The sequence below is a fragment of the Dinoroseobacter shibae DFL 12 = DSM 16493 genome (assembly GCF_000018145.1).
Classification (GTDB): domain Bacteria; phylum Pseudomonadota; class Alphaproteobacteria; order Rhodobacterales; family Rhodobacteraceae; genus Dinoroseobacter; species Dinoroseobacter shibae.
This window is the reverse complement of the sequence record NC_009952.1, coordinates 20,262-46,777: the sequence shown is the minus strand read 5'-3', so window position 1 is coordinate 46,777 and position 26,516 is coordinate 20,262. Positions and strand designations below refer to the sequence as shown.

Genomic DNA, 26,516 nt, shown 5'->3' with positions numbered 1-26,516 from the left:
GTCATTGAAAGAATCCACTTTTTTGCAGCCTGCCAAAAAAGGCCAACAAGAAATCCGTCAGTTATCCACGACCTTACTCACACTCGCCAGCAAACCACTCCCCGTTCTTACGCTTGACCATCCCATGCCCCCGAAGCTGCGCTAAACAAACATACACGCGCTTGTATGCAGCGCCCTTCGGTAGGTCGGATCTTGCCGCCTCAACATAATCTGCGATCTGACGCCCTGTCTTCGGCCCTTCGCGCAGTGCCTGCAAAACCAAGCGGCGCAGTTCTCCCTTCTTGAATGCCTTGGGCGTCTTGCGCGGAACGGTAAGCGCGCTGGGGTTAACGCCCCGCATCTCAAGTAGGGCGTCTATGTGCGGAAGCGTATTGCACCCATCGCGCACCGCCTCTTGCCGCAGGAAGTGCAGCACGGAGACAATCGTATCTTCTTGGATGGGGCGGAAGTACCTGCGCGTCATAGGGATTCAATACATGAATCCAGCGTGTTATGCTTGGTGCGTTTGATACATAAGCCCGCAGATCTGCCATAACGAGATCCACGCCACCCTCTCGGAGGCGGAGCTTGCCCGCAGCTATGCCAGCATCGCGGCGCTGCGCGCCCATCCCCGGCTCGCCACCTTCATCGCCTGGGTCGCCAAACGCCCGCCCGACTTCCACGCCAAGACCGCAGGCGGCCGCCGCGCGTGGAAGTCGCGGCGGTGACAACCTGCGCTCCGGCCGGTATCCTGCCCCCGAAGGATCAAGGAGGGAGACCCATCATGGCCGTGACCTACACCGCCGACAGCCAGGCCCGCGTGGTCGAGCTGACCGTCTCGGGCAAGATCACCCACGCCGAGTTCGAAGAGGTCGTGCCGAAACTCGAAGCCGAACTGGCCCGCGGCCCGCTCAGCCTCGTCGAAGTCATCGACAGTTTCGAGGGGTTCGATGCCCGCACGCTCTGGGACGGGCTGAAATTCGACCTCGCCCACTGGTCCGAATTCCGCCGGGTCGCCGTGGTCAGCGACCTGACATGGTTCAGCCCCTTCACCCGGCTCGCGGACAGGCTGACCCATCTTCAGATCAGGGAATTCAAACGCGACCAACTCGAAGAGGCCCGCGCCTGGGCGCGGAACTGGACCAGCCTCGACGACTGATCCCGCTCAGAGACGACTGTCCTGCAGACGCAGCTGCCGCGCACGGGTCAGGATCGCATCCTCGACCGCCAGCACCGTGTCCGGATCCGCAGGCCCCGACCGCGTGGCCAGCGCCAGCCGCAGCGACCGCGCATCCAGCGCCGGGTCCTGGACATAGACCGTCGCGCGGTAGGCCCGGCTCGACCCAGGTGCCGTGCCGAACCCGGTCACGATCACCCCGGTGAACGGATCCACCGTCTCGATCGGCAGGAAATCCAGCACATCGAGGGCCGCGGCCCAGATATACTTGTTCACCTCGACCGTGGTGTTGGGATCGTCGCGCGCATCGAACAGGTCCCAGATCGTGCTGTCGGTCCCGGGCGCATCGTCGATATTGGTCGGCAACTGGTCCCGCGGCGCACTCGGCCCCAGACCGCAGGCCGTCAGAAACACGACCGGCAGACCAAGCCACGCGGACCTGTTGAAACGTTGCGCCATGTCGCTCTCCTCGCCCATCCCGGATCGACCATTCCGCAGGCTGTGTACCCGAGCGGCCCGAGCCTCACAACCCGTTCCGACACGGGGCCGATCGCCCGGCACCACGCCCACCGGGAGTTTCCGCCGAGCCCCGATTCCAGCCCGGTTTTTTCACTGTGTCATTGTTGCACCATTCCATCCGCAGAACGGAAACCCTCAAATGCCATTTCTTGCAATCAAGTTGGGAAAGGCGGAAAGAGAAGCATACCCAGCCGGATGCACTGCGCTGGGGTGCACTGTTTAACACACGAGGGAAATCCGATGAAAAAGCTTCTCATCGCTTCTACCGCCCTGGTTGCTACGTCCGGCTTCGCTTATGCCGACGTGACACTCGGCGGCTCCGCCCAGTTCGGCATCATCTACATCGAAGACCGCGCTGATCCGGTTGACCCGACCGAAGACGAAGAGCTGTTCCTGGATTACGAACTCCAGTTCGACTTCTCCGCTTCCGGCGAAACCGATGGCGGCCTGGGCTTCGGCATGAGCGCCGAGCTCGAGTCCGACTCCGACGCTGAAGGCAACCAGTTGTCAGACAACAACGTCGACCCGGAAATCTTCATCACTTCCGGCTTCGGCACTCTGACCGTTGGTGCGCTCGACACCGCCCCTGACCAGGCGGGCTTCGGCAACACCCGTGACCCCGGCTACGACGGCGTTGGCGTTGACAACCTGATCGACGCGATCCTGTTCCTGGACGCCGGGGCTCTGTTCAACGCAGACGAAGGCGGCAAGTCCAACATCATGTACCAGGGTTCCTTCGGCGGTCTGTCGCTGACGGCAACGGCCCACGCGCATGAGCAGGACTTCGGCATCGTCGCCGAGTACGACTTCGGCGCCTTCCGCGCTGGCCTGTCCTACATGGAAGTCGACGAAGTTGAAATCGATGGCGACCTCGGCGGTGGTGACACCATCGGTGTGACCGTTGGCGGCACCTTCGCAGGCTTTGACCTCGACTTCGTCTACGCTGATCACAGCAACGACTTCGACGTGGACGCAGAAGCCTACGGTCTGTCCGGTGCCTACGACCTCGGCGCCTACGGCATCACCTTCGGCGTGAACCAGGTGGAAATCGGCGACGTCGACGGCACCACCTACGGTATCGGTGTCGAGTATGACCTCGGTGGCGGCGCAGAGCTGCAAGCCGGTGTGGCCTCCCTCTGGGATCCGGAGGACGACGACAACTTCACCACCGCATCCTTCGGGATCGCGATGTCCTTCTAATCGACCTCGGTTGATTGAAGCGGAGAGCGGGCCTTGTGCCCGCTCTTTTCTTTTGGGATGACCCCATACAGCAAAGGGAGAATTCCATGGGAGTGTCCGAGATCACCGCACGGATCGGCGCCGCCGCCCGCAAGGCCGGCCGCGATCCCGCCGAGATCACCTTGATCGCCGTCTCCAAGGTTCAGCCCCTCGACCGCGTCGAGGCCGTGCTGGCCGAGGGCCACCGGGTCTACGGCGAGAACCGCGTGCAGGAGGCGCAGGGCAAATGGCCCGCCTTCCGGGAGAAATATTCCGGCATCGACCTGCACCTGATCGGCCCGCTGCAATCCAACAAGACCCGCCCGGCGGTGGAGCTTTTCGACGCCATCCACACCGTGGACCGCGCCAAGCTCGCCCGCCGCCTCGCCGACCACGCGCAGGAGCGCGGGCAAAGCCCAGACATCTTCGTGCAGGTCAATACCGGCGACGAGACCCAGAAGGCAGGCTGCGCCCTGTCCGAGGTGGACGCGCTCGTCACCGAATGCCGCGCCCTGGACTTGCCCCTGAAGGGCCTGATGTGCATCCCGCCCATCGACGAAGAACCCAGCCTGCATTTCGCCCTCTTGGCCAAGCTCGCCGCCCGCAACGGGCTGACGGGGCTGTCCATGGGCATGAGCGGCGATTTCGAGAGTGCCATCGCCCAGGGCGCCACCCATATCCGCGTCGGCTCCGCCATCTTCGGCGACCGGGTGAAACCCGCCTAGACCACGATCAGCCGCGTCTCGTACCGGATGCGCGGCGCCAGCCAGCGCAGGTCCGCGCGCGACAGGGCCACGCAGCCCTCCGTCGCCCGCCCCGGCCCGCGCCACTGGTGGATGAAGATCGCCGAGCCCGCCCCCTTGCGCGCAGAGGGCCAGTTCCAGTCCGTCAGGATCACCAGATCATAGAGCGGGTCCGCCCGCCACAACCGCTCGTGCCCGAACCCGTGGGGCCGGGTGACCATCAGGTTGTAGTCCGGGTCCCTCACGTCGTCCGACCACCCGTCCCGCGGCCGGATCGGCAGCGCCCAATCCGCGGGCCGCGCCATCCGGTCGGGGCGGTACAACATCCCCACCAACCGATGCACCCCGCGCGGCGTCGCCCCGTCCCCCTCGCGCTTGCGGTCCGTCACCCCGCCCCGCCCGATCGTGCAGGGCAGCACACGCCCGCCGAAGCGCAGGCCCATCGGGGTCAATACAAGGTCACGCGGGCCCATTCGGCCTCAGAGCCCAGTCACGATGCGCAGATCGGTCTCGGCCACCGCCTCGCGGATCGCCTTCGCCGCCGTGTACCCTGCGGACTCGTAGAACCGGCGCGCTGTCGCCACGTCGTCGAACTCCACCAGAACGGCAATCCCCGTATCGGCTCCCTCGCGCACCTCCGGCTGCGGGTCACGCGCCAGCACCCGCCCTCCGTACTCCGCGATCACCGGACCGGCGGCGGCGGCGAAGCGGCCGATCGTCTCCATGTCGTTGCTGCGAATGCTCGCGACGATGTATCCCTTGGGCATGATCCCCCCCTCCTTTTCCGGGCCGGCCTACAACAAATGCCCCGACTTCGCCGCCTTGGTCGCGAGGTACCCGGCGTTCTGCGGCGTCTCCCCGACCTTGAGCGGCACGCGCTCGGTCACCGCGATCCCGCAATTCTCCATCATCGCCACCTTGGCCGGGTTGTTCGTCATGAGCCGCGTGGCCGAAAACCCCAGCCGCCGCAGAAGCTCCGCCCCGATCCGGAAATCCCGCTCGTCATCCTCGAAGCCCAGCCGGTGGTTCGCCTCCACCGTGTCGAACCCCTGGTCCTGCAAGGCATAGGCGCGCATCTTGTTGGCCAGCCCGATCCCCCGCCCCTCCTGGTTCAGGTACAGCAATACGCCCGCCCCTTCGGCCCCCATCTGCGCCAGCGCCCCACGCAATTGCGGCCCGCAATCGCATTTCAGCGACCCCAGCAGGTCACCGGTGAAACACGCCGAATGCAACCGCGCCAGCACCGGCTGGTCGCGCGGCGGCGTGCCGATCTCGACCGCGTAATGCTCCTCGCTGCCATCCTCGGGCCGGAACACATGCAGCCGCCCCGCCTCCGACACCGACAGCGGCACGCGGGCCGAGACGACCTCGTCCATCACCATCGGCACGCGCAGGTCGGCGGCATCCAGAACCGTCAGACCCTCCGCCGGGCCGAACCCGGGCACCACGGGCGCGACCACCGCCGCAGGCAAGAGCCGCGCTTCCTTGCACAGGGTCAGCGCCAGCCGGTGCAACACTGCGTCTCCGTCGCGCAGCACCCGGAACGGCCCCTTCATCGGCATCCGCAGATCATCCGCAGGATCGGCCACCGCCCGCACCCAGTGCGCATCCGCATTGCCCGGCAGGGCGATCCGCGCGATATCCCCGTCATAGGGCACCGCGCGCAGGGTCTCGGCCCGCCGCGCCGTGATCGCGAGCACCGCTTCCGCCATGCCCGCCACCACCGACAATCGCGCAGGCTTGAGCGTCTCGCCCGCCAGCGCCAGCACCGCACGGCCCTCGGAATGCAGCACCACGGGCACGCCCATGCGCAGGTCCGCCCAGGCACGGGCGCGCAATTCGCGCGGATCGGGGGTCAGGGACATGGCCGGTTCCTGTAACACTTGGCCCCTCCCTGTACCCGTTGGCAGCGGAAATTGAAACAAATCCCGCGCTTGCGACACGAGGCCGTGAGCATTTTTCTCCAACCCTTGCTGGAACGCGGCACCGGGCGCATTTCTGATGCAGCGAACCGGAGGACCACATGGCCACTTTGAGAAAGATCCTGCTTGTCGACGATGACGAGGACCTGCGCGAGGCGTTGTCGGAACAACTCGTGATGACCGAGGATTTCGACGTGTTCGAAGCCGGTTCCGGCGCCGAGGCGATGGAAAAGACCAAGGCCGGGCTCTATGACCTGGTGATCCTCGATGTGGGCCTGCCCGACACCGACGGGCGCGAGTTGTGCCGCCTGATGCGCAAGCAGGGGGTGAAATGCCCGGTGCTGATGCTGACGGGCCATGACAGCGACGCCGACACCATCCTCGGGCTGGATGCCGGGGCAAACGATTATATCTCCAAGCCGTTCAAGCTGCCGGTGCTGCTCGCCCGGATCCGCGCCCAGCTGCGCCAGCACGAGCAATCCGAGGACGCGGTCTTCACCCTGGGGCCGTACACCTTCAAACCTGCCATGAAGCTGCTGGAGACCGAGGACGAGCGCAAGATCCGCCTGACCGAGAAGGAAACCAACATCCTCAAGTTCCTCTACCGCGCCACCGAAGGCGTGGTCGCCCGCGACGTGCTGCTGCACGAGGTCTGGGGCTACAATGCGGGCGTGACGACCCACACGCTGGAGACCCATATCTACCGCCTGCGCCAGAAGATCGAGCCCGATCCCTCCAACGCCCGGCTGCTGGTCACGGAATCCGGCGGCTACCGGCTTGTGGCCTGATTGCCGCACGCAGCCGAAAGTCGTATTTCAGCACCCGCAATGCTGCGGCTAGGGTGTAGGGTGAAGCAACCCCATGCTGTGACGGGGCATGACACAGCAACCTCCCTGTTGGACTTGCCGGGCCTCGTGCCCGGCATTTTTTTCGACAAGGCGTCCCCGAACACGAAGAAGCCGGGGTAAAACCCCGGCCTGGATCGTCGCGTTGGCCTCTGGCCTCAGCCGCGCGCCTTGCGCCGCCGCATCACCGCCAGACCGCCTGCCGCAAGCAGCAGGAGCGGAGCCGTCGCCGGCAGCGGAACGGGGGTAGGGCCCGCCCCGGGAAGCTGCGTCAGATACGCACCTTCGAGCAGGATGCCGTTCGGGCTGTCGGTGTTCGGGTCGAAAGTGAAGGTCAGGCTGTCTGCCGTGAAGCTCACCTGCAGGTTCACAAGATTGGTCTGCGTGACCAAGAATCCCGTCAACTCGGACCCGTCGTTGAAATTCATGTCGCTGATGACAAGACTGCTGACGTTCCCCACGGTCCCGAAAACGTCCCCGTCCACAACCAGCAGGTTGTTGGTGCCGTTTGGATTCAGGTCGAAGGTTGTGCCGTCGAGATCAAATTCGATTCCGCTGCCCACCACGACATCTACGGCGCCGAAACCGGGAAGAGCCAGGTTGACTGTATCGCCCGCAAGCGTCGTCGCCGAAGCAACCGCTGGACATAATGCGACGAGAGAAGTCAGAAGAAGTTTACGCATAGTACACCTACAATTCACACAGGTCAGTTATCAACCGTTAGCGCGACCCGCGCAACGCTGCCTTGCACATTAAGCTTTTCTTAACCCCGATTGCGAGGGCCGATCGCTCATTATTACAGTAATGTGTGCGTACAAACCGACTTTTTCGATGAAAACCGCGCGTCCGGGCCAGTGTTAACCATTTCCAGCCAAGTCTCGACGGCCGAAGGGCATTGATTTGCAATGGTTAACAACCAGATCCGAATCACGCAGCCCGCATGCCCCCCTTTCCGGCCCCGGGCCTCTGGCGGTCGCGCCCGATCTCCCCTAGGGTCGCGCCGGTCCGCGAGGGAGCACGCCCATGTCCATCACCATCGCCACCTGGAACATCAACTCCGTCCGCCTGCGGGCCGATCTGGTCGCGCGCCTGCTGCGCGACGAGGCGCCGGATGTCCTGTGCCTGCAGGAATGCAAGAGCCCCGTCGACAAGATCCCGCTGGAGACCTTCGCCGCCCGCGGCTACGGCCACATGGTCGCCCGCGGCCAGAAGGGCTATAACGGCGTGGCGATCCTGTCCCGCCTGCCCCTCGAAGACGCCGGGCACCGGGATTTCGTCGGCAAGGGTGACGCCCGCCACGTCGCTGCGCGGCTGGAAAACGGTCTGACCATCCACAACTACTACGTGCCCGCGGGCGGCGACGTGCCCGACCGCGACGTCAACGAGAAATTCGGCCACAAGCTCGACTTCCTGGCCGAGATGCGCGCCTGGTTCACCGATACCGCGCCGGAGAAATCCGTGCTCGTGGGCGATCTGAACATCGCCCCGCGCGAGGACGACGTCTGGTCGCACAAGCAACTCCTCAAGGTCGTCAGCCACACCCCCATCGAGGTCGACACCTTCGAGACCACCCGCGAAGCCGGCAACTGGGTCGACGTCACCCGCGCCGACATCCCCGAGGGCCAGCTCTATTCCTGGTGGTCCTACCGCGCCCGCGACTGGTCGGCGGCCGACAAGGGCCGCCGCCTCGATCACGTCTGGGCCAGCGCCGACATCGCCGCCGCGGCCCACGGCTCGCGGATCCTGCGCGAGGTGCGCGGCTGGGACCAGCCCAGCGACCACGCCCCGGTCTTCGCCAGCTTCGACCTCTGAACCCGCCATTCGGCCCTTGGAGTCCGGCGGCAGACACGCCATATACGAAACCGAACGGACAATGAGGGAAGCCATGCTGGAATTCGGACAGACAGGCGGCGGCGCCCCCGCCGCGGGCGATCTGGTCAAGGACACCACCGAGGCGACATTCATGGCCGATGTCGTGGATGCCAGCCAGGAAATCCCCGTCATCGTGGATTTCTGGGCCCCCTGGTGCGGCCCGTGCAAGACCCTCGGCCCCGCGCTGGAGGCCGAAGTGACCGCCGCCAAGGGCAAGGTCCGCATGGTCAAGGTCAACGTGGACGAGGCCCAGATGATCGCGGGCCAGATGCGGATCCAGTCGATCCCCACGGTCTACGCCTTCCACAAGGGCCAGCCGGTCGACGGCTTCCAGGGCGCGATCACCCCCGCCGAGATCAAGGATTTCGTCTCCCGCGTGGCCGCGCTCGGCGGCGATGACGGGCTGGGCGAAGCGGTAGAGGCCGCCGAGGCAATGCTGACCGAAGGCGCCGCCGTGGATGCCGCGCAAACCTTCGCCGCGATCCTCGGCGAAGAGCCCGAGAATGCCGCGGCCTATGGCGGGCTCGTGCGCGCCCACCTGGCAATGGACGAGCTGGACAAGGCCGAGGCCCTGATCGCCGCCGCCCCCGATGCGGTCGCCAAATCGCCCGAACTCGACGCCGCCCGCGCGCAGCTCGAACTGGCGCGCCAGGCCGCCCAGGCCGGCCCCGTGGCCGAGCTGCGCGCCAAGGTCACCGCCGATCCCGACGACCACCAGGCCCGCTTCGACCTGGCCCAGGCGCTCTATGCCAACGGCGACACCCAGGCGGCGGTGGACGAGTTGCTCGACCTGTTCCGCCGCGACCGCGACTGGCGGGACGGCGCCGCCAAGACCCAGCTCTTCACCATCTTCGATGCATTGAAGCCCGAAGACCCCATCGCGCTCCAGGGCCGCCGCCGCCTGTCGTCGATGATATTTGCCTGAGCGCGCCCCGGGGCTACCTGAACCTCATGAAACTTTCGGCTGCAGACCTGCCCGACACCATCCCCGTCTTTCCGCTGCCCGGAGCCCTGCTCCTGCCGCGGGCCCGGTTGCCCCTTCACATCTTCGAGCCGCGCTACCTCGCCATGCTCGAAGATGCGCTGAAGACGCCCCACCGGCTGATCGGCATGGTGCAGCCGCGCGAAGTGCCCGGCTCCAAGGACCGCCGCCTGCACAGCATCGGCTGCGCGGGCCGGGTCTCGGCCTTCTCCGAGACCGAGGACGGGCGCTACATGATCACCCTGAACGGCATGTCGCGCTTCCGCATCACCCGCGAGGTCAGCGGTTTCACCCCGTATCTCAAGGCAGACGTGACCTGGGACGATTTCGGCCGTGACCTGGGCAAGACCGAAGAAGACCCGGGCTTCCAGCGCGGCGCCTTCCTCGACCTCTTGCGCCGGTTCTTCGAAGACCAGGACATGCGTACCGACTGGGACAGCCTGTCGGAGGCCGAGGACGAGTTGCTGATCAACTCGCTCTCGATGCTCTGCCCCTTCGATCCGGAGGACAAGCAGGCCCTGCTGGAGGCGCCCTCGCTCTCCACCCGGCGCGAAACCCTCGTCACCCTGATCGAGTTCGCCCTGCGCGGCGGCTCCAGCGAGGAATTGCTGCAATGAGCGCCGACGAGATCGAGGCGGAGTTCGACCGCCACATGCTGGAATCGCTTGTCTGCCCGGTGACCCGCGCGCCCCTGACCTACGACGCCGAGGCGCAGGAGCTGATCTCCCGCGCCGCCCACCTGGCCTTCCCGATCCGCAACGGCATCCCGGTGATGATCGAGGACGAGGCGCGCAAGCTCGACTGAGCCCCCGCGCCGCCCTGCCGGACCGCGCCGCGGCGACCCCGGCCCACCGGCCTGCATCCCATGCTGCCTTGAACGCCCCATGTCCGCCCCTTAGGCTGCGCCGCGACCCCAGCCCGGAGCCCCCCGTGATCCAGCCCGCCTCCAACCCGCGCCACACCCCATGAGCGCCGCCTTTCCCCGCTCCGCCGCCCTGTGGCTCTACCTTGCGGTGAACGCGCGGCTCACCGGCTGGGCCGAGCGCAAGATCGCCGAGCGTCGCGAGGCCGGCAAGGAAGACCCCGACCGCTACGGCGAACGTCTCGGGCGCCCCGGCCTGCCCCGGCCCGACGGCCCGCTGATCTGGATGCACGCCGCCAGCGTGGGCGAGGCGCTCTCGGTGCAGGAACTGATCCGCCGTCTGCGCGAGGAACGCCCCGACACCACGATCCTGCTGACCACGGGCACCCGCACCTCCGCCGAACTGCTGGCCACCCGCCTGCCCCAGGGCGCGATCCACCAATTCGCGCCCGTGGACACCAAACCGGCCATCGCGGGCTTTCTCGACCACTGGAAACCGGACCTCGCCATCTGGATCGAGAGCGAGCTCTGGCCCCGCATGATCCACGACACCGCCGACCGGGGCATCCCGATGATGCTGATGAATGCGCGCATGTCGCCCGACAGCTACCGGCGCTGGCGCTGGATGCGCGGCCTGTCCCACGCCCTGCTGTCGCGGTTCCGGCGCATCCTGGCGCAGGACAAGGACACCATGCGCCTGCTCGCCCGGCTCGGCGCGCCCCAGGACCGCCTCCGCACCATCGGCACCCTGAAGGAAGGCGCGCAGCTCCTACCCTACTCCCAGACCCAGTACGCCTCCTTCCTCGACGAGATCGACGGCCGCCCCCTCTGGCTCGCCTCCTCCACCCATGCGGGCGAGGAGGAGATGATGAGCGACGCGCATCGCAGCCTCGTGCGCCGGATGCACCGGCTCCTGATGGTGCTCGTGCCCCGCCACCCCGAGCGCGGCCCCGAGATCGCCCGCGCCCTGCGCGCCGAAGGCTGGGAGGTCGCTTTGCGCAGCGACGACGACAGCGTCGATCTCGACACCCAGATCTATGTCGCCGACACCCTGGGCGAGCTGGGCCTGTGGTACCGCCTCGCCCCGGTCAGCTTCATCGGCGGCTCCCTCACCGAGGTCGGCGGCCACAACCCGTTCGAGCCCGCGGCCCTCGGCTCCGCCATCGTCCACGGGCCCCATGTGTTCAACTTCGCCGATATCTATGACCGGCTGACCCAGGCCGGCGGCGCGCGGCAGGTGGACGGGCCGGTCACGCTGGCCGAGACCATCGACGACCTGCTGGCGCCGCACAACGCCGCCGCCATGGCCCATGCCGCGTGGGAGGTCTCGTCCCGTGGCGCGCAGGTCACCGACCTGGCCCTCTCCGAAGTGCTCGACCAGCTCGACGGCGCCGAGCCCGCCGCGCGCAAAGCCCCCTGATGCGCCCGCCCGGCTTCTGGCACGCGCCCCCCGACGCGCTCGGCTGGCGCGCCCGGGCGCTGGCCCCGCTGGGCGCGCTCTACGCCGCCGCCACCGCCCGGCGCGTGGCCCGGCCGCCCGCCCACCGGCCCGGCATCCCGGTGATCTGCGTCGGCAACATCAATGCGGGCGGCACCGGCAAGACCCCGACCGTGATCGCGCTGCAGATGATCCTCGCCGCTCGTGGCATCGCCGCCCATGTGGTCAGTCGCGGCTATGGCGGGCGGCTGGAGGGCCCCGTCGCCGTGGACCCGCGCCGCCACGATGCGGCCGAGGTGGGAGACGAGCCGCTGCTGCTCGCCGCCTTCGGTCCCACCTGGGTCGCCCGGGACCGCGCGGCAGGGGCACGGGCGGCGGAAGGCGCAGGCGCCCAGGCGATCCTGCTCGATGACGGGTTCCAGAACCCGACGCTCGCCAAGGATCTCTCCCTCGTGGTGGTGGATGCCCAACGGGGCTTCGGCAATGGCCGGGTCATCCCCGCGGGCCCGCTGCGCGAACCCGTGGCCCGCGGCCTCGCCCGCGCCGACCTGCTCCTGACCATCGGCCCCCCCGCGGCGCAAGCCCGCTTCGACGCGCTCTGGGGGCCTGCCACCGTCACCCTGCCCCACCTGCGCGGCGCGCTCACCCCGCTGCAGACCGGCATGCGGTGGGAGGGCCTGCGCGCCGTCGCCTTCGCCGGGATCGGCCATCCGCAGAAATTCTTCGACACCCTGCAGGACCAGGGCGTGATCCTCTGCGCCACCCACCCGCTGGACGACCACCAACCGCTGGACGCGCGGCTGATCACCCGGCTTCTGGCCGATGCCAAGGCCCAGGGCGCGCAACTCGTGACCACCGAAAAGGACGCCGTCCGCCTGCCGGCCGAGCTGCGCGGCCAGGTCCTCAGCCTGCCCGTCCGGCTCGCGCTTGCCGACGACACCGCCCTGACCGCGGCCCTCGACACGCTGTTTCCGAACGCAACACGCCGCTTGTAACCCCGCGCGGCGCGTCACATTCCCCGGCGCGGGGCTTATTCTTCGAGCAGCCCGTCCAGCACCGCCGCGAAATCGCGGAAGTTCATGTTGGAATAATTCTCGCCATTGATCACGAAGGACGGGGTCGAGTTGATCCCGTCCGCCTCGGCGTTCTGCTGGTACCAGGCCACCAGCGCCTGTGCCTTCTCGCCGTCCTGCAGGCAGGCATCGACCTGTTCGTCCGACATGCCCGCAACCCGCCCGATCCGGCGCAGGTTGTCGGCAACCTCCGCCGGGCTGCCATTGCCGGTCCATTCGCTCTGCTGTTCATAGAGCATGTCGGTGATCCCGAAATACCGCTCCTCGCCGCCGCAGCGCGCGACCATCCCGGCCCAGAGCCCGAACCGGTCGAAATACACCTCCCGGTAGATGAACTGCACCTTGCCGGTCTCGATGTAATTCTCCTTCAGCTCCGGAAACACGTTCTGGTGGAAGGTGGCGCAATGGGGGCAGGTGAAAGAGGCATACTCCACCACCGTGATGGGCGCATCCGCCGCGCCCAGGGTCATCTCCACGATGCCCGACGTATCGACCTCCTGCGCCTCGACCGACCCGACCGGGTTCAGGGTGACACCGGCCGTGGGCACACCGGACTGGCTGGTATACCAGTAGGCGCCCGCAGCGGCGATCGCGACCCCGAGGGCCAGAGAGGTGAGTTTCCGAGCCATGACGGATCCTTTCAAGAGGGATGTTTGCTGTTCAGAATGTTGCTGCCCAACCGCGCAAGCGCGTCGCGCAGACCGGGGTCCTGCACCGCACCGGCCACGGCCCGCGCGGCTTCGGTGACCGGCTTGGGCTTGGGCGGCCCTTCGCGCCTCGGGGCGGGGGTGAAATCCGCGCCCGGCTCGGCAAAGCCGGTGGACGCGGTCTGGGTGATCTTGATCCGGCTGATCGCGTTGTAGCCGTAACAGGCATTGACCTTCTCGCGCAGCCGCTCCTTCTGCATCTCCAGCAGCGGCGCGAAGGCCCCGCTGGTCAGCACCGTGAGCGTGGCCCCGAACCCCTTGCGGCCGTAGTTGACCGTCACCGGGCGCACCTTGGCCGCCATGTCCGGACCTGCCACTTCCTCCCAATGGGTCAGCAGCTTGGACACCGCGAAGCCCCGGCTCTCCCCCGCCGTTCGGATCCGGGTCTCCAGAAGCTGTCCCGTCTGGCGGAAGCCGTAGCCGCGCCGCCGTGTGCCTGTCGCCATCTCGCGCTCGCTTTCGATGCGTTCGACCCTAGTCTAAGCTCATGCGCGCCCAGAACCAGAGGCGAAGCGACGGAGACCGCGCAGAATGCATAAAAAAATCGCGAGCGACGCGGCGGCGGCGGCGCTGAGCAGCACCCTGCTCGACTGGTACGATGCCCATGCCCGCGTGATGCCCTGGCGCGTGGGGCCTGCCGAGCGCGCCGCGGGCACGCGCCCGGACCCCTATCGCGTCTGGCTCTCCGAGGTGATGCTGCAACAGACCACCGTGGCCGCCGTGCGCGACTACTTCCGCGCCTTCACCGACCGCTGGCCCCGGGTCACCGACCTGGCGGCGGCCGCGGATGCCGATGTCATGGCCGCCTGGGCGGGGCTCGGGTACTACGCCCGCGCGCGCAACCTGCTGAAATGCGCGCGGGTGGTGACGCAGGACCATGGCGGGCGCTTTCCCGACACCGCCGAAGGCTTGCGCGCCCTGCCCGGCATCGGCCCCTATACCTCCGCCGCCATCGCCGCGATTGCCTTCGACCGGCCCGAAACGGTGGTCGACGGCAATGTCGAACGGGTCATGGCCCGGCTGCGCGGGATCGAAACGCCCCTGCCGCCCGCCAAGCCGGAACTGACCGAGGCCGCCGCGGCCCTCACGCCGGACAAACGCCCCGGCGACTACGCCCAGGCGGTGATGGATCTCGGCGCCACGATCTGCACCCCGCGCAACCCCGCCTGCGGCATCTGCCCGTGGCGGGACCCTTGTGTCGCCCGCGCCACCGGCATCGCCGCCGAACTGCCCCGCAAACTGCCGAAGAAGCCCAAACCGACCCGTTTCGGGCTGGTCTATGTCGCGCGCCACCCGGACGGTGCCTGGCTGCTGGAAACCCGTCCCGACCGGGGCCTTCTGGGCGGCATGCTCGCCTATCCCTCCACCGACTGGACCGAGGAGGCGCCCGCCGACGCCCCCCCGGTCGCCGCGGACTGGCACGACCCGGCCCTCGAAGTGCGCCACACCTTCACCCATTTCCACCTGCGCCTGGCCCTGCGCACCGCGATCACGGACGCCCCGCCCGCAAGGGGCCGCTTCGTGCCGCGCGCCGCCTTTCGCCCCGCCGATCTGCCCACGGTGTTCCGCAAGGCCCATGACCTCGCGGCGGCACATCTTGACACAGGCTTCCCTTCCCCGCTCTGATCACGCCATGAGCACCCCCGACACCGCCTCCATTCCCCCCGCCCGCATGGCCCGCCTGACCCGGGCCCTGCCCTTCTGGCTGTCGCTGGGCCTGTTCCCGGCGATCCTGCTGGCGGCGGAATATGGCGGCTGGGCGCTGCTGCTGCCGCCCCTGGCCAGTTGGGGGCTGTTTTCCCTGCTGGATGCGCTCGCGGGGCTGGAGACCGGCAATGCCGACACCGGCACGCCCGAAGAGGCACTCGGCTGGTACCGGGCCATCACCCTGGCATGGTTCCCGCTCCAGGCGGCGATGCTGATCTGGCTGCTGGCCACCGTGCCCGCCGCCGCCCATCTGGGCGCGGCCGAGAAGGTCGGCGTGTTCTTCGGCATGGGCGTGGCCTCCGGCACGGTCGGGATCACCTATGCGCATGAGCTGATGCACCAGAAGAACCGGCTGGAGCGGTGGCTGGGCGACCTGCTCATGGCCTCGGTGCTCTACGGTCATTTCCGCTCAGAACACCTGCTGGTACACCACCGCTACGTGGGCACGCCCCGCGACCCGGTCACCGCGCGTTACAACGAGGGCTTTCACCGGTTCTATCCGCGTGTGCTGTGGCAATGCCTGGCCTCGGCCTGGCGGGCGGAGGCGGCGATGCTCGCCCGCCGCAACCGCCCTGTCTGGCACCCGGCCAACCCGTTCTGGCGCTACGCCGCGCTGCAGGCAGGCTGGCTCGCGCTCGCCTTCGCCCTGGGGGGCTCATCGGGCGTTGCCCTCTTCGCCGTGCAGGCGGCCACCGCCATCTGGCAGCTCGAACTGGTCAACTACGTGGAACATTACGGCCTGACCCGGAAACATCTGGGCGACGGGCGCTACGAGCATGTGCAGCCGCGCCATTCCTGGAACGCCGCGCAGAAGGCGTCGAACTGGCTGCTGATCAATTTGCAGCGCCATTCCGACCACCATTACAAGCCCGACCGCCGCTTCCCCCTGTTGCAGACCTACGGACCCGAGGAGGCACCGCAACTGCCCTTTGGCTATCCGGTGATGACCATGGCCGCCATGGTCCCGCCCCTCTGGCGCCGGATCATGAACCCCCGCGTGCGCGCCTGGCGTCGGCAATACTACCCCGAGATCGAGGATTGGGGCCCCTACAAGCGCGCCGAAACGCCGCTGCCACGCTGACTGGACCGGGCGCGGCCTGTGGTCCGCGCGTGGATTGTCAGACAATTTGCCCGACAGGTGCCCGACAGGTGCCATACACCTGCCATACAGTTTGCCGACACGCCCCCGACGCGCGTTTTCGGCTCAGCGCACCAGCACCGGCGCGTCGTGAATATGGCTGCCCTCCTTGAGCGCGCGGATCAGGAAATCCCCCACATCCGCCCGCGAAATCAACCCGTTACGCCACTCCGCGGGATCGCTCAGCACCCGGTACTGCCCCGTCCGCGCATTGTTGGTCAGGATCCCGGGCCGCGCGATTGTCCAGTCGAGGCCAGAGCCCTTGATCATCTCCTCCTGCACCGCCTTGTCCGCATAGGCGCGGCCCAAAAGTGCTTTATGTCCAAGGCGTTCCAGGGTGCTCATGGCCGCGTTGCTCTCGCCCGCACCGAACCCCGTGACCGCCAGAAGCCGGGTGATCCCCGCCGCCTTCATCGCCGGGATCAGCACTGCCGTCGCGTCGGAAAACACCGTCGTGGGCCGCGCCAGCGCCGGCAGGCTTTTGGGAATGCCGATGGCCGAGATCACCGCCTCGCACCCCGCCAGCGCATCGCTCACCGCCATGGCATCGGTCGCGTCCCCCGCCACCAGTTCCAGATCTGCGTGCTCCAGCCCCACAGCCTCGGGCTTGCGCGCCATGACCCGTACCGCAAACCCCTGTTCCAAGGCGATTTTCACGGCCTCCAGGCCGATCCCCTTGCTGCCACCGATCACCAGTATCTTCTGCATCGCGCACCTCCTGTTGTCCGACACATAGGCCGCCCCACCCGGAGGAAACCCCCAACGCGACGATTGGCCTGGCTCAGGCCGCTTCCTGCATCGGCAAATGCCCGGTCTTGACGTAGATCAGGCAGCCCTCCTCCGAGAACGGCGCATGTTCGGACTGGTGCGGGCTGCGCAGCCAGCTGCCCGCCGGGTAATCCCCATGCTCGTCCTGGAACACCCCCTCCAGCACGAAGATCTCTTCCCCGCCCCAATGGCGATGCGCGGCAAACCGCGTGCCAGGCGCCCAACGCACCAGCGCCACCGACTCCCCCGGCACCGTATGCAGCGGCAGCACGCTCAGCCCCGGCGCGGCGCCCGGCAGAAACGCCGCCACGCGGGTGTCGATGACCTTCTGCTCGGTGTCCTCCGGGTCGAACTGGTGCAGTTTCACCAGGATCGTCGCGCCCTCGGGCCCGATATGGGGCGTATGGGCGGTGCCGATGGGATTGCGCACGTAAGACCCCGCCGGGTAATCCGCATGCTCATCCGAGAACACCCCCTCCAGCACGAGGAACTCCTCGCCCCCACCATGGCTATGGGCGTCGAACTGGCTGTTGGGGGCGAAACGGACGAGGCTGGTGGCCCGCGCCACCTCGTCGCCGATCCGGTCCAGCATCATCCGCTGCACCCCGCTGGCCGGGCTGTCGACCCAGGCGTAATCCTCGGGGCGCACCACCACGCGCCGGGTGAAATCCGCGTTCAGTTTCATGCTCGGCTTTCCTTCGTCACCTGTCCCGTTTGCCCGAAAATAGGCCATGACCCCGGGATTGTCGCCCCACATGGGCAACGAGCGCCGACCAAGCGGTTTCGAAACCGCTTGATGCACCCGGCGGCACGGCCCCGCACCGCCCCTGTCGCAGCGCCTATCCCGGGCCGGGCACGGCGCGCGCCATCCCAGCCCGCGCGACCCCAAGCGGTTTCGAAACCGCTTGTTCCCCGCACGAAAAAACCCCGCCTGACAGGCAGGCGGGGCAAGTCGCGTGCCACTTCGGCAAGGGCCGCAGGCACGGGCGGTAACCCGGAATGCGGGGATCAGTTGGCGCGCATCTCCGCGCGGATCTGCTGGCGCAAGAGGTCGATGGGCACCGACTTGCCGTCGCGCTTGAAGTGCCAGTAGGTCCAGCCATTGCAGGACGGCGCATGCTCCAGCGCCGCCCCCACCTGGTGGATCGAGCCCGCGACCTGGTCTGCCACCAGCGTGCCATCAGCACGGACTTTCGCGACCTTCCCGCCCGGCGAGGTCAGCACCTCGCCCGGGCGCAGCATCCCGCGCTCGACCAGCTGGCCGAAGGGCACCCGCGGCTCGGACCGTTTGGATTGCGTCACCGCCAGGCTTTCGCGGTCGTATTTGCGCACATCGGCCAGACGGGCCTCGGCCACCTTGCGATAGGCCTCTTCACGCTCGATCCCGATGAAATCTCGGCCCAGCTTCTTGGCCACGGCCCCGGTCGTGCCGGTCCCGAAGAACGGGTCGAGCACCACGTCGCCGGGATTGGTCGTCGCCACGATCACCCGGTGCAGCAGGCTCTCGGGCTTCTGGGTCGGATGGGCCTTGTCGCCCGCCTCGTCCTTGAGCCGCTCATGCCCGGTGCAGATCGGCAGCACCCAGTCGGAGCGCATCTGGATCCCCTCGTTCAGCTGCTTCAGCGCCTCGTAGTTGAAGGTGTATTTCGCCCCCTCCGACTTGCTGGCCCAGATCAGGGTCTCGTGCGCGTTGGTCAGCCGCTTGCCGCGGAAATTCGGCATCGGGTTCGACTTGCGCCAGACCACGTCGTTCAGGATCCAGTAGCCGGTGTTTTGCAGCGCCGCGCCCACACGGAAGATGTTGTGATAGGACCCGATCACCCAGATCGCCCCGTTGGGCTTGAGCAACCGGCGCGCCGCGGCCAGCCAGTCGGCGCTGAAGCGGTCATAGCTGTCGAAGCTCGCGAAGCGGTCCCAGGCATCGTCCACCGCGTCGACCTTGGAATTGTCCGGCCGGTGCAGATCACCCTTCAATTGCAGGTTGTAGGGCGGGTCCGCGAAGATCAGGTCCACCGATGCCTCCGGCAGGGAGTTCATCACCTCGATGCAATCCCCGGCCAGAATCTCGTTCAGCGGAAGCATGCCCGCTTCCGGCTGTTTGGTCTTGGTTTTCATTGTCTGCCTCGTCTCGCGCTTTGCGCTTCTTGTTGCGCCTAGGATGAGTCAAAGCTGATTCGCCGTCAAATTCTTTTTTGAATCAAGGGCTTAGTTATTTTTCTTGATACAAGATATTGTGGACGGGGCGGAAACTGCGTCTATGATGTGGGCTGACCCCAATATCTAGAAGCGCGGCGCGATGGGCCTGGGTCGGGTATCCGGCGTTCGTCTCCCATCCATAGCCCGGAAATTCCGCCGCCAGCGCCGTCATCACCCGATCCCGTGCCACTTTTGCAACAATGGACGCGGCGGCGATGGACAGGGATTTGGTGTCCCCCTTGATGATCGCATGGGCCGCGCAGGGCAGGTCATCAGGCCGGTCGCGCCCGTCGATCAGCGCCATGTCCGGCGGCGCGGGCAGGGCGTCCAACGCCCGCAGCATCGCCAGATGCGCCGCGCGGCGGATGTTGAGCCGGTCGATCTCGGCCACCTCCGCCACCCCGACACCGACCTGGGCCACCTGCGCCAGCTGCGCGGCCAGCGCCTCCCGCCGCTTCGCGGTCACCTGCTTGGAATCGTTGAGCCCCTCGGGGATGGCACCCGGGTCCAGCACCACCGCCGCGGCCATCACCGGCCCGGCCAAGGGGCCGCGCCCGACCTCGTCCACCCCGGCGATGCGCAGATACCCCCGGGCGGCGAGGTCGGTTTCGAACTGGAAATGCGGGCGGCTCATGGGCCGGACTGTCGCCCGCGCCGCCCGCAGGCTCAAGACCCGATCACACCGCGTCCACGATGCCGAAGCGGCGCAGGCAGCCCCGGCTGAAATACTGCACCCAGCGCCCCTGCGCCCAACGCTGGCGCAGGCAGGTCTGGGGCACGTCCACATCCGCCCCCACCCGGTCGAGGCAGGCCTGGCTGTAGAACTTCACCCAGCCGGTCTCGGTCTGCAGCTTTCGTTGGCACTGGATGCGGCGAGTCAGCGCCTCGCGCCGGGTCCCCGCCCCCTCGAACGCCTGCCCGGGCCGGGTGCCGGGACCATAGACTACCCGCCCCCGGGGACCATAAGCGCGCCAGCGGTCGGCCTCGACCACCTGCACCGGGGGCGGGGCGGCCCGGGCGGCCCGTTCGCGGGCCTTGCGGTCCTCCCGGTCGTTATAGACCTTGGCGGCAAGCGCGATGGCCGCCGCCCCGAAGAGCAGCTGCCCGAGGGTTTCACGCTCCAGCGCGCGGGCGGGGCTGGCGGTGGCGGCCAGGCTGGTCGCCCCGATCACCGCCGACAACAGGAGCGCGGCGGCGGCGCGGAGACCGCGGGTGCAAAAGGTCTGGGTCATGGCATCTCTCCATCTGTGAACGATGCCCCGACCGTCGCCCCGCCCGCGCCGCGCAGGCAATAACCGCCCGCCGCCAGCCGATGACGGGCCTGCGCTATTGAATATCGGCGCGGCGGCGGTCACGATCTTCCCCATGGACAAGATCCGCCTTCCCCTTCTGGCCGCCTGCTTCGCGCTGCTGGCCGCTCCGGCCCAGGCCGCCTGCTATGCCGATTACAAGGCCAAGCAGGACGATCCCCTGCGGCTGCATTACGGGGTGATCGCGCTCAGCGACGGGGCCTGCGACGACCGCCGCGCCGCCAGCGAGGAGGCCGCGCGCAAGATCGCCGCCGGGGGCTGGACGCTTCTGAATATCGTCTCCACCTTCGGGGAGGACGGGCTTGCAGAACGGAAAGACAATGCCGGACCCTATTACCTCCGCTTCTAGGACGCTGCGCACGGGCACGCGGGTGGTCACGCTCGGGCTGGCGGCGATCGTGGCGATCCTGCTGGTGGCGGCGGTGGTGCTGTTCCGGAGCCTGCCCGACGCCAATGCGTTCAACAGACAGGTCGAGCAGATCTTCGTCGAGAACGACGCCCTGACCACCACCGACCAGATCCGCCTGCTGGAGATCCTCGCCCAGAGCGGCACGGCGTTTTCGGATGTGCTGGCCTCTTACCGGGTGGTGATCTTCGTGCTGCTGGTGTTCTCGGCCGCCCTGCTGGTGGCGGCGCTGGCGAGCCTCGTGGCGCTGGTGACAGTGAACCGGCGGGTGTCGGAGATCGACAAGAAGGGGATCATCGTGTCCTCCCTGCTGATCAGCCGCGAGGAGCGTCTGGTGGTGCTCAACGACATGGAATTCAAGCTGACCGAAGCAGCGATGGAGACGCTGTCGGTGCTGGCCGAGGCGCGAATGGACGGGGACATCCTGTCGGGGGCCGCACTGGAGGGGATGATCCAGGGCCGGGACGCGAGCGACTGCGAAGAGGCGGCGGGGGCCACGCGGATCAAGCGCCTGCGCGACGCGCTCGGCAACCAGATGGTGAGCGAATTGCTGGTGCGGAACATCTCCCGCAAGGGCTACCTGCTCAGCGTCGACAAGACCGCGATCAAGATGATTTAGGCTGCATTGCAAAGCAATGCAGCGCAGTGGGCGGCAGCGATTGGCAAAGACAATCGCGTGCCCACCCAGATGATCAAGCCACGCAACAGACCCACCAGAGCCAACACGCGATGCAGCGCAGTGGGCGGCAGCGATTGGCGCAGACAATCGCGTGCCCACACCGTGGATCGAACGCGCAGACGGAGGCGGACGGACCGGATAGCAATGCCGCGCCGGTGCCACCTCTGGATCGACCGCATGCTCCCAATGCACCGACTCACCCCGCCCAAATTGGGGGATTCGTGGCGCTCCCGCCCCCGGTCCGCGCCCCCTGCCGGGGGCTTGCCCGGCCTTGGGCCCGGCCGCCGCTGCGCGGCGGCGGGCGCATAGCCCCCGAAAGACGCCAAAACCTTCCCCGCGGGGAAGGTTTTCGTTGCGTTTTCAAGGTATTGACCGCGCGCCCCGTTCACGAAATATCAAGGTTAACGCGCCCGGCACGCGCCGCAACCCGAACCCGCGCCAGCCCGCCGATGCCCCCCGGCGCGTCCCCGCAAGACCCGCCCCTGTCTTCTTTTGTGCAAAAATACTCCGGGGGGGTCGCGCAGCGACGGGGGCAGCGCCCCCAACCCGCGCCTCAGCCCGCGCGCGCCTGGCGCTTGCGCTCATGCGGGTCCAGGTACCGCTTGCGCAGCCGGATCGCGTTCGGTGTCACCTCGACCAGTTCGTCATCGTCGATATAGGCGATGGCCTCTTCCAGGCTCAGGGTGATCGGCGTGGTCAGCCGCACCGCGTCATCGGTACCCGAGGCCCGCACGTTGGTGAGCTTCTTGCCCTTCAGCGGGTTCACCTCCAGGTCGTTTTCCCGGCTGTGCTCCCCGATGATCATGCCGGTATAGACCGCCTCCTGGGCGCCGATGAACATCCGGCCCCGCTCTTCGAGGTTCCACAGGGCATAAGCCACCGATGTGCCGTTCTCCATCGAGATCAGCACGCCCGCCCGGCGGCCCGGGATCGGCCCCTTGTAGGGCGCCCAGTCGTGGAACACCCGGTTCAGCACCCCGGTGCCGCGGGTGTCGGTCAGGAACTCGCCATGGTAGCCGATCAGCCCGCGCGAGGGCACATGGGCCACGATCCGGGTCTTGCCCGCGCCGGCCGGTTTCATCTCGACCAGATCGCCCTTGCGCGCGCCGGTCAGCTTTTCGATCACCGTGCCGGAATACTCGTCGTCCACGTCGATGGTGGCTTCCTCGATCGGCTCCATCTTCACGCCGTCGACCTCGCGCATGATCACCTGCGGGCGGGAGATGCTGAGCTCGAACCCCTCCCGGCGCATGTTCTCGATCAGCACGCCCATCTGCAACTCGCCCCGGCCCGAGACCTCGAAGGCCTCGCCGCCGGGCGTGTCGGCGATCTTGATGGCGACGTTGGATTCGGCTTCCTTCATCAGCCGGTCGCGGATCACCCGCGACTGCACCTTCTTGCCATCGCGCCCGGCAAGCGGGCTGTCATTGATCCCGAAGGTGACGGTGATGGTGGGCGGGTCGATCGGTTGCGCATCGAGCGGCGTGTCCACGGCGAGCGCACAGATCGTGTCGGCCACGGTGGCCTTGGACATGCCCGCGATCGACACGATGTCGCCCGCCTGGGCTTCCTCGATATCCGCGTGGCCCAGGCCGCGGAAGGCGCGGATCTTGGTGACGCGGAACTGCTCGATCTTCTGGCCGATGCGGGACAGGGCCTGCACGGTGGCCCCGACCTTGAGCGTGCCGCTCTCGACCCGGCCCGTCAGGATGCGGCCCACGAAGGGATCCGCGCTGAGCGTGGTGGCCAGCATGCGGAAATCCTCGTCCAGATGGGCGATCTGCCGGGGCTTGGGCACGTGGTGCACGATCAGGTCGAACAGGGCGGCGAGATCCTTGCGCGGCCCGTCCAGCTCCGCATCGGCCCAGCCGGAGCGGCCCGAGGCGTAGAGATGGGGAAAGTCCAGTTGGTCGTCATCGGCGTCGAGATTGGCGAAAAGATCGAAGCACTCGTCCAGCGCCCGGTCGGGCTCCGCATCGGGCTTGTCGACCTTGTTGAGCACCACGATGGGCCGCAGCCCCAGTGCCAGCGCCTTGGAGGTGACGAACTTGGTCTGTGGCATCGGGCCTTCTGCGGCATCGACCAGCAACACGACCCCGTCGACCATGGACAGGATCCGCTCCACCTCCCCGCCGAAATCGGCGTGGCCGGGGGTGTCGACGATGTTGATCCGGGTGCCCTTCCATTCCACCGAGGTGGCCTTGGCCAGGATGGTGATGCCGCGCTCGCGTTCGAGATCGTTGCTGTCCATCGCCCGCTCGGTGGTGGCCTGGTTGTCGCGATAGGTGCCGGATTGCTTGAGAAGCTCGTCCACGAGGGTGGTCTTGCCGTGGTCCACGTGTGCGATGATCGCAATATTGCGAAGGTCCATGGGAGTGCCTTTGGATAGGGAGTTGGCCGCCACGTAGCGGGAGTCGGCCGCGAAATAAAGCGTTTTCTCTGCGCTGCGGCGCCACGGGCGCGGGGCGAGGCGGTGCGGGCACGGGACGCGGCCGGGCGATAAACCTTGATCGGAGCCGGGCTCTGGGCCACGCTGGCGGCGGGTGGTCGAGACGGATCCGGGCGCGGCTTTGCGCCCTTTATTTCTGATTCACAAGGACTTTTCCCATGGCAGCACATGTTTCAACCTTCACACGCCGCGCCTTCCTGGGGCTTCTGGGGACCACCGCGCTGGTCCGTGCCACGGGCGGGCCGGGCCGAGCCCAGGCCCGCACCACCGGCAGCTTCCGCGCCCCGCCCCTGATGACGCCCGCCCCGACCACCGGGCCGGGGCAGTTCGACGCCCCCGCCTGGGCCACCTATGCCGACAGTTTCGCCGATTTCGTCGAGACCTGGCGCGACCAGCCCATCGCCCGCGAGCGCCCGCCGCTGGATCTCGCGCCCGGGGACTACGCCAGGATCGACCGGTTCTACGCGGTCGCCGCCCTGTCGCGCGACGGTGTGGAACTGACCCGGGCGGACGGCACGACCGCACGGCTGTGGTCGCCGGTCTATGCCGACCGGATCGCGCCGGAGGCCGCCAGCCTGCGCGCGGTGGGCCCGACCATGGAATTCACCCGCGGCGAGATCACCGGCGTCTGGCTGACCAACGACCTGCAGGTCTGCGGCACCAACCCCGAGATCGCCCCGGACGCCCCCGACGCGGGCTACACCCCGCATAATTTCAATTACACCAACCTGCATACCCACGGGCTGCACGTGACGCCGCGCGCGCCCTCGGACGATGTGCTCGTCACCGTGGTGCCCGACGAGATCAAGGAGATCTGCCTCAAGCACCCGGATGCGATCACCGCCGAGGACCCGGCCACCTTCCCCTATTTCTACGACGTGCCGGACGACCACCCCGTCGGCACGTTCTGGTACCACCCGCACATGCATGGTGCGGTGGCCAGCCAGGTGGGCGCGGGCATGGCGGGTGCGCTGCTGATCCGTTCCAAACCCGGCGAGATCGACCTGGACGAGGCGCTGGCGATCCACTGCAACATCACACGGGACGACGAGCGGATCATGGTCCTGCAACAGATCGCCTATAACACCCGGCCCGAGGCCGGCACCGGCATCTATGTCGCCGACAATTTCTACGCCAGCACACCCGCGCAGAACTTCGCCTGCACGCCCTCGATCCTCCCCGGCAGCCCGACCTACCAGGCGGGCAGCGCGGTCACGGCGGTCACTTCGGTCAACGGGATGGTCACCCCGACCCTCGCCATGGCTCCGGGCGAGATCCTGCGCTTTCGCATGATCAACGCCACCAATGGGACGAACTACATTCCGAAATTCCGCATCCTGGGCGACGCGCCCGCGGGACAGCCCCTGCCCGAGGTCTATGCCATCGCCGTGGACGGCATCCCGCTCTACCCGGTGAACCCGGCGGACGACCCCGAGGGCCGGTTTGCCCCCGATGCGCCCTGGTTCCCCATCGACTACGACCAGCCGCGTCCGGAGGACGGTGACACCTCCCATGCCGCCCGCAGATACTGGACGACCGCCGAACTGATCACCCTCGCACCCGCCCAGCGGCTCGACCTGCTGGTCAAGGCCCCAGACATCCAGGGCGCCGAAGAGGTCCGCTTCGCCCTCGCGGGCGTGCCGCAATACGACACCCCCGCCAGCGGCACCTCCCCGGGCACCGCCGCGCGCAGCGCGCCGAACGTGCTCGACAACGAAGAGGCCGGCAAGGCCGCGACGGACGGGATCGTCACGGTGGTGGTCTCCGGCCCGCCCAGGACCGACCAGAGCCTGCCCCACATGGCGTTCTTCGAGGTCGCCGCCCTGCGCCGCCTGCCCGGCCTTGGCCAGGCCAACCTCGTGCGGCCCGAACTGCCCCTGGCCGACATGCCCGGCGCCGCCCAACCCGACAGCCTGTCGGTGGCCGAGATGCTGGCGCGCTGGCGCGCAAGTTTCGCCGCCGCCGCCGAGACCGTCACGACACCCAGCCTCGGGGTCACGGACCCGCACTGGAAATCCCTGAACTTCGCCTTCGTCGCCGAGCCCGACCCGGACGGCACCCCGGCCAATTTCCAGATCAACGGCCAGTCCTTCGATGCGGACCTGAGCGACGATCCGCAATTGATGCTGCCGGCAAGCGACTGGACGGCCTGGGAGCTCTATTCCAGCAGCGACCTGCACATGTTCCACATCCACATCAACTCGTTCATGGTGCTCGGCCGCTACCGGGTCAGCGCCCCGGACGACCCGGAGGCGATCACCAGCTTCATCCCCTACCTGCTGCCGATCTGGCGCGACACGGTCTATTTCGACGCCGGGAACGACGCGACCGCCACACCGCTCACCGGGCGCCGGGTGGCCGCGCTCAGCTACCAGGTCGATTTCACCGGGGAATTCGTCTTCCACTGTCACAGCCTCTATCACGAGGATAACGGCATGATGTTCACGGTGGAGATCGCCTGACCGGCACCCCTGCGGACCGCCCGCCCGCGACGCCGGATGACCGATCCGCCGCCCCCCTTCATCC

The 26,516-nt window shown here is 67.7% G+C and carries 29 protein-coding genes and 1 pseudogene; 16 read left to right on the top strand and 14 right to left on the bottom strand.

The annotated features are described in order from the left end of the window. Positions 1-73 precede the first annotated feature (73 nt). Positions 74-415 (bottom strand): hypothetical protein, encoded by a 342-nt coding sequence (locus DSHI_RS00225; protein WP_157865164.1) that lies wholly within the window; start codon positions 413-415, stop codon positions 74-76. A gap of 106 nt (positions 416-521) precedes the next feature. On the opposite strand from DSHI_RS00225, the pseudogene DSHI_RS22665 reads away from it, so the two are divergent. Both DSHI_RS22665 and DSHI_RS00220 read left to right on the top strand, forming a co-directional pair. Continuing rightward, a pseudogene (locus tag DSHI_RS22665) lies at positions 522-707 on the top strand (HNH endonuclease); the annotation flags it as partial. 56 nt (positions 708-763) lie between these two features. Then, the gene (locus DSHI_RS00220) at positions 764-1,138 is read left to right on the top strand and encodes a SpoIIAA family protein (protein WP_012176727.1); all 375 of its coding nucleotides are present in this window, start codon (positions 764-766) and stop codon (positions 1,136-1,138) included. Between the two features lie 6 nt (positions 1,139-1,144). Here the strand turns inward: DSHI_RS00220 and DSHI_RS00215 are convergent, their stop codons facing one another. Then, positions 1,145-1,615: a DUF3576 domain-containing protein gene (locus DSHI_RS00215; RefSeq protein WP_012176726.1), complete on the bottom strand. Its 471-nt coding sequence runs from the start codon at positions 1,613-1,615 to the stop codon at positions 1,145-1,147. Positions 1,616-1,915: 300 nt separating this feature from the next. Here DSHI_RS00215 and DSHI_RS00210 point away from each other — a divergent pair, with 300 nt between their 5' ends. Together DSHI_RS00210 and DSHI_RS00205 are read left to right on the top strand one after the other, a co-directional pair. Beyond that, entirely contained in the window at positions 1,916-2,875 is a 960-nt protein-coding gene (locus DSHI_RS00210; protein ID WP_012176725.1) for a porin, read from the top strand. Positions 2,876-2,961: 86 nt separating this feature from the next. Continuing rightward, entirely contained in the window at positions 2,962-3,618 is a 657-nt protein-coding gene (locus DSHI_RS00205; RefSeq protein WP_012176724.1) for a YggS family pyridoxal phosphate-dependent enzyme, read from the top strand. Here the strand turns inward: DSHI_RS00205 and DSHI_RS00200 are convergent. From DSHI_RS00200 to ribA, 3 genes are read right to left on the bottom strand one after another with little or no spacing between them, the layout of a single operon-like run. Continuing rightward, the gene (locus tag DSHI_RS00200) at positions 3,615-4,109 is read right to left on the bottom strand and encodes a L,D-transpeptidase family protein (RefSeq protein ID WP_012176723.1); all 495 of its coding nucleotides are present in this window, start codon (positions 4,107-4,109) and stop codon (positions 3,615-3,617) included. The two genes, DSHI_RS00205 and DSHI_RS00200, sit on opposite strands and share 4 nt — an antisense overlap. A gap of 6 nt (positions 4,110-4,115) precedes the next feature. Beyond that, positions 4,116-4,403 carry a DUF1330 domain-containing protein gene (locus tag DSHI_RS00195; RefSeq protein ID WP_012176722.1) on the bottom strand — a complete coding sequence of 96 codons (288 nt, stop codon included), beginning with the start codon at positions 4,401-4,403 and terminating at the stop codon, positions 4,116-4,118. A gap of 27 nt (positions 4,404-4,430) precedes the next feature. After that, positions 4,431-5,501: a GTP cyclohydrolase II gene (ribA, locus tag DSHI_RS00190; protein ID WP_012176721.1), complete on the bottom strand. Its 1,071-nt coding sequence runs from the start codon at positions 5,499-5,501 to the stop codon at positions 4,431-4,433. 158 nt (positions 5,502-5,659) lie between these two features. Between ribA and DSHI_RS00185 the strand changes: the two genes are divergently transcribed. After that, on the top strand, positions 5,660-6,346 hold the full coding sequence (locus DSHI_RS00185; protein WP_012176720.1) for a response regulator transcription factor: 687 nt from the start codon (positions 5,660-5,662) through the stop codon (positions 6,344-6,346). 215 nt (positions 6,347-6,561) lie between these two features. Here DSHI_RS00185 and DSHI_RS00180 read toward each other — a convergent pair whose 3' ends face one another. Beyond that, on the bottom strand, positions 6,562-7,086 hold the full coding sequence (locus DSHI_RS00180; RefSeq protein WP_012176719.1) for a VPLPA-CTERM sorting domain-containing protein: 525 nt from the start codon (positions 7,084-7,086) through the stop codon (positions 6,562-6,564). 340 nt (positions 7,087-7,426) lie between these two features. Between DSHI_RS00180 and DSHI_RS00175 the strand changes: the two genes are divergently transcribed. From DSHI_RS00175 to lpxK, 6 genes are all read left to right on the top strand, one after another. Then, the gene (locus DSHI_RS00175) at positions 7,427-8,215 is read left to right on the top strand and encodes an exodeoxyribonuclease III (protein WP_012176718.1); all 789 of its coding nucleotides are present in this window, start codon (positions 7,427-7,429) and stop codon (positions 8,213-8,215) included. 73 nt (positions 8,216-8,288) lie between these two features. After that, positions 8,289-9,200: a thioredoxin family protein gene (locus DSHI_RS00170; protein WP_012176717.1), complete on the top strand. Its 912-nt coding sequence runs from the start codon at positions 8,289-8,291 to the stop codon at positions 9,198-9,200. A 26-nt stretch (positions 9,201-9,226) separates the two neighbouring features. Beyond that, the gene (locus tag DSHI_RS00165) at positions 9,227-9,874 is read left to right on the top strand and encodes an LON peptidase substrate-binding domain-containing protein (RefSeq protein WP_012176716.1); all 648 of its coding nucleotides are present in this window, start codon (positions 9,227-9,229) and stop codon (positions 9,872-9,874) included. Next, positions 9,871-10,062 (top strand): Trm112 family protein, encoded by a 192-nt coding sequence (locus DSHI_RS00160; protein WP_012176715.1) that lies wholly within the window; start codon positions 9,871-9,873, stop codon positions 10,060-10,062. Before DSHI_RS00165 ends, DSHI_RS00160 begins: the two co-directional genes overlap by 4 nt. Before the next feature lie 160 nt (positions 10,063-10,222). Further along, the gene (locus tag DSHI_RS00155; protein WP_012176714.1) at positions 10,223-11,539 is read left to right on the top strand and encodes a 3-deoxy-D-manno-octulosonic acid transferase; all 1,317 of its coding nucleotides are present in this window, start codon (positions 10,223-10,225) and stop codon (positions 11,537-11,539) included. Further along, positions 11,539-12,552 (top strand): tetraacyldisaccharide 4'-kinase, encoded by a 1,014-nt coding sequence (lpxK, locus tag DSHI_RS00150; RefSeq protein ID WP_012176713.1) that lies wholly within the window; start codon positions 11,539-11,541, stop codon positions 12,550-12,552. Before DSHI_RS00155 ends, lpxK begins: the two co-directional genes overlap by 1 nt. Before the next feature lie 35 nt (positions 12,553-12,587). Here lpxK and DSHI_RS00145 read toward each other — a convergent pair whose 3' ends face one another. Beyond that, positions 12,588-13,259, bottom strand: a complete 672-nt coding sequence (locus DSHI_RS00145; RefSeq protein WP_012176712.1) for a DsbA family protein — start codon at positions 13,257-13,259, stop codon at positions 12,588-12,590. 11 nt (positions 13,260-13,270) lie between these two features. After that, positions 13,271-13,783, bottom strand: coding sequence for a DUF721 domain-containing protein (locus DSHI_RS00140; protein ID WP_012176711.1), 513 nt, complete (start codon positions 13,781-13,783; stop codon positions 13,271-13,273). An 85-nt stretch (positions 13,784-13,868) separates the two neighbouring features. Here DSHI_RS00140 and mutY point away from each other — a divergent pair, with 85 nt between their 5' ends. Then, positions 13,869-14,963 carry an A/G-specific adenine glycosylase gene (gene mutY, locus DSHI_RS00135; protein ID WP_012176710.1) on the top strand — a complete coding sequence of 365 codons (1,095 nt, stop codon included), beginning with the start codon at positions 13,869-13,871 and terminating at the stop codon, positions 14,961-14,963. Between the two features lie 7 nt (positions 14,964-14,970). Continuing rightward, positions 14,971-16,125: an alkane 1-monooxygenase gene (locus DSHI_RS00130; RefSeq protein ID WP_012176709.1), complete on the top strand. Its 1,155-nt coding sequence runs from the start codon at positions 14,971-14,973 to the stop codon at positions 16,123-16,125. Between the two features lie 123 nt (positions 16,126-16,248). Here the strand turns inward: DSHI_RS00130 and DSHI_RS00125 are convergent, their stop codons facing one another. The 5 genes from DSHI_RS00125 to DSHI_RS00105 all read right to left on the bottom strand — a co-directional run bounded on the left by DSHI_RS00125 (position 16,249) and on the right by DSHI_RS00105 (position 20,378). After that, positions 16,249-16,890 (bottom strand): NAD(P)-dependent oxidoreductase, encoded by a 642-nt coding sequence (locus DSHI_RS00125; RefSeq protein WP_012176708.1) that lies wholly within the window; start codon positions 16,888-16,890, stop codon positions 16,249-16,251. A 73-nt stretch (positions 16,891-16,963) separates the two neighbouring features. Continuing rightward, on the bottom strand, positions 16,964-17,635 hold the full coding sequence (locus DSHI_RS00120) for a cupin domain-containing protein (RefSeq protein ID WP_012176707.1): 672 nt from the start codon (positions 17,633-17,635) through the stop codon (positions 16,964-16,966). A 323-nt stretch (positions 17,636-17,958) separates the two neighbouring features. After that, positions 17,959-19,065 carry a site-specific DNA-methyltransferase gene (locus tag DSHI_RS00115; RefSeq protein WP_012176706.1) on the bottom strand — a complete coding sequence of 369 codons (1,107 nt, stop codon included), beginning with the start codon at positions 19,063-19,065 and terminating at the stop codon, positions 17,959-17,961. A 94-nt stretch (positions 19,066-19,159) separates the two neighbouring features. After that, positions 19,160-19,780, bottom strand: a complete 621-nt coding sequence (locus tag DSHI_RS00110; protein ID WP_012176705.1) for a ribonuclease HII — start codon at positions 19,778-19,780, stop codon at positions 19,160-19,162. Between the two features lie 43 nt (positions 19,781-19,823). After that, positions 19,824-20,378, bottom strand: coding sequence for a hypothetical protein (locus DSHI_RS00105; RefSeq protein WP_012176704.1), 555 nt, complete (start codon positions 20,376-20,378; stop codon positions 19,824-19,826). A 133-nt stretch (positions 20,379-20,511) separates the two neighbouring features. Between DSHI_RS00105 and DSHI_RS00100 the strand changes: the two genes are divergently transcribed. Further along, entirely contained in the window at positions 20,512-20,805 is a 294-nt protein-coding gene (locus DSHI_RS00100; RefSeq protein ID WP_044028146.1) for a hypothetical protein, read from the top strand. Next, complete coding sequence (locus DSHI_RS00095) at positions 20,777-21,481, top strand: winged helix-turn-helix domain-containing protein (protein WP_083768341.1); 705 nt, start codon at positions 20,777-20,779, stop codon at positions 21,479-21,481. Before DSHI_RS00100 ends, DSHI_RS00095 begins: the two co-directional genes overlap by 29 nt. A 613-nt stretch (positions 21,482-22,094) precedes the next feature. On the opposite strand, the gene typA is transcribed toward DSHI_RS00095, so the two are convergent. Further along, positions 22,095-23,912, bottom strand: a complete 1,818-nt coding sequence (gene typA / locus DSHI_RS00090) for a translational GTPase TypA (protein ID WP_012176701.1) — start codon at positions 23,910-23,912, stop codon at positions 22,095-22,097. Positions 23,913-24,148: 236 nt separating this feature from the next. On the opposite strand from typA, the gene DSHI_RS00085 reads away from it, so the two are divergent. Next, on the top strand, positions 24,149-26,452 hold the full coding sequence (locus DSHI_RS00085) for a multicopper oxidase family protein (RefSeq protein WP_012176700.1): 2,304 nt from the start codon (positions 24,149-24,151) through the stop codon (positions 26,450-26,452). Positions 26,453-26,516: the final 64 nt, after the last annotated feature.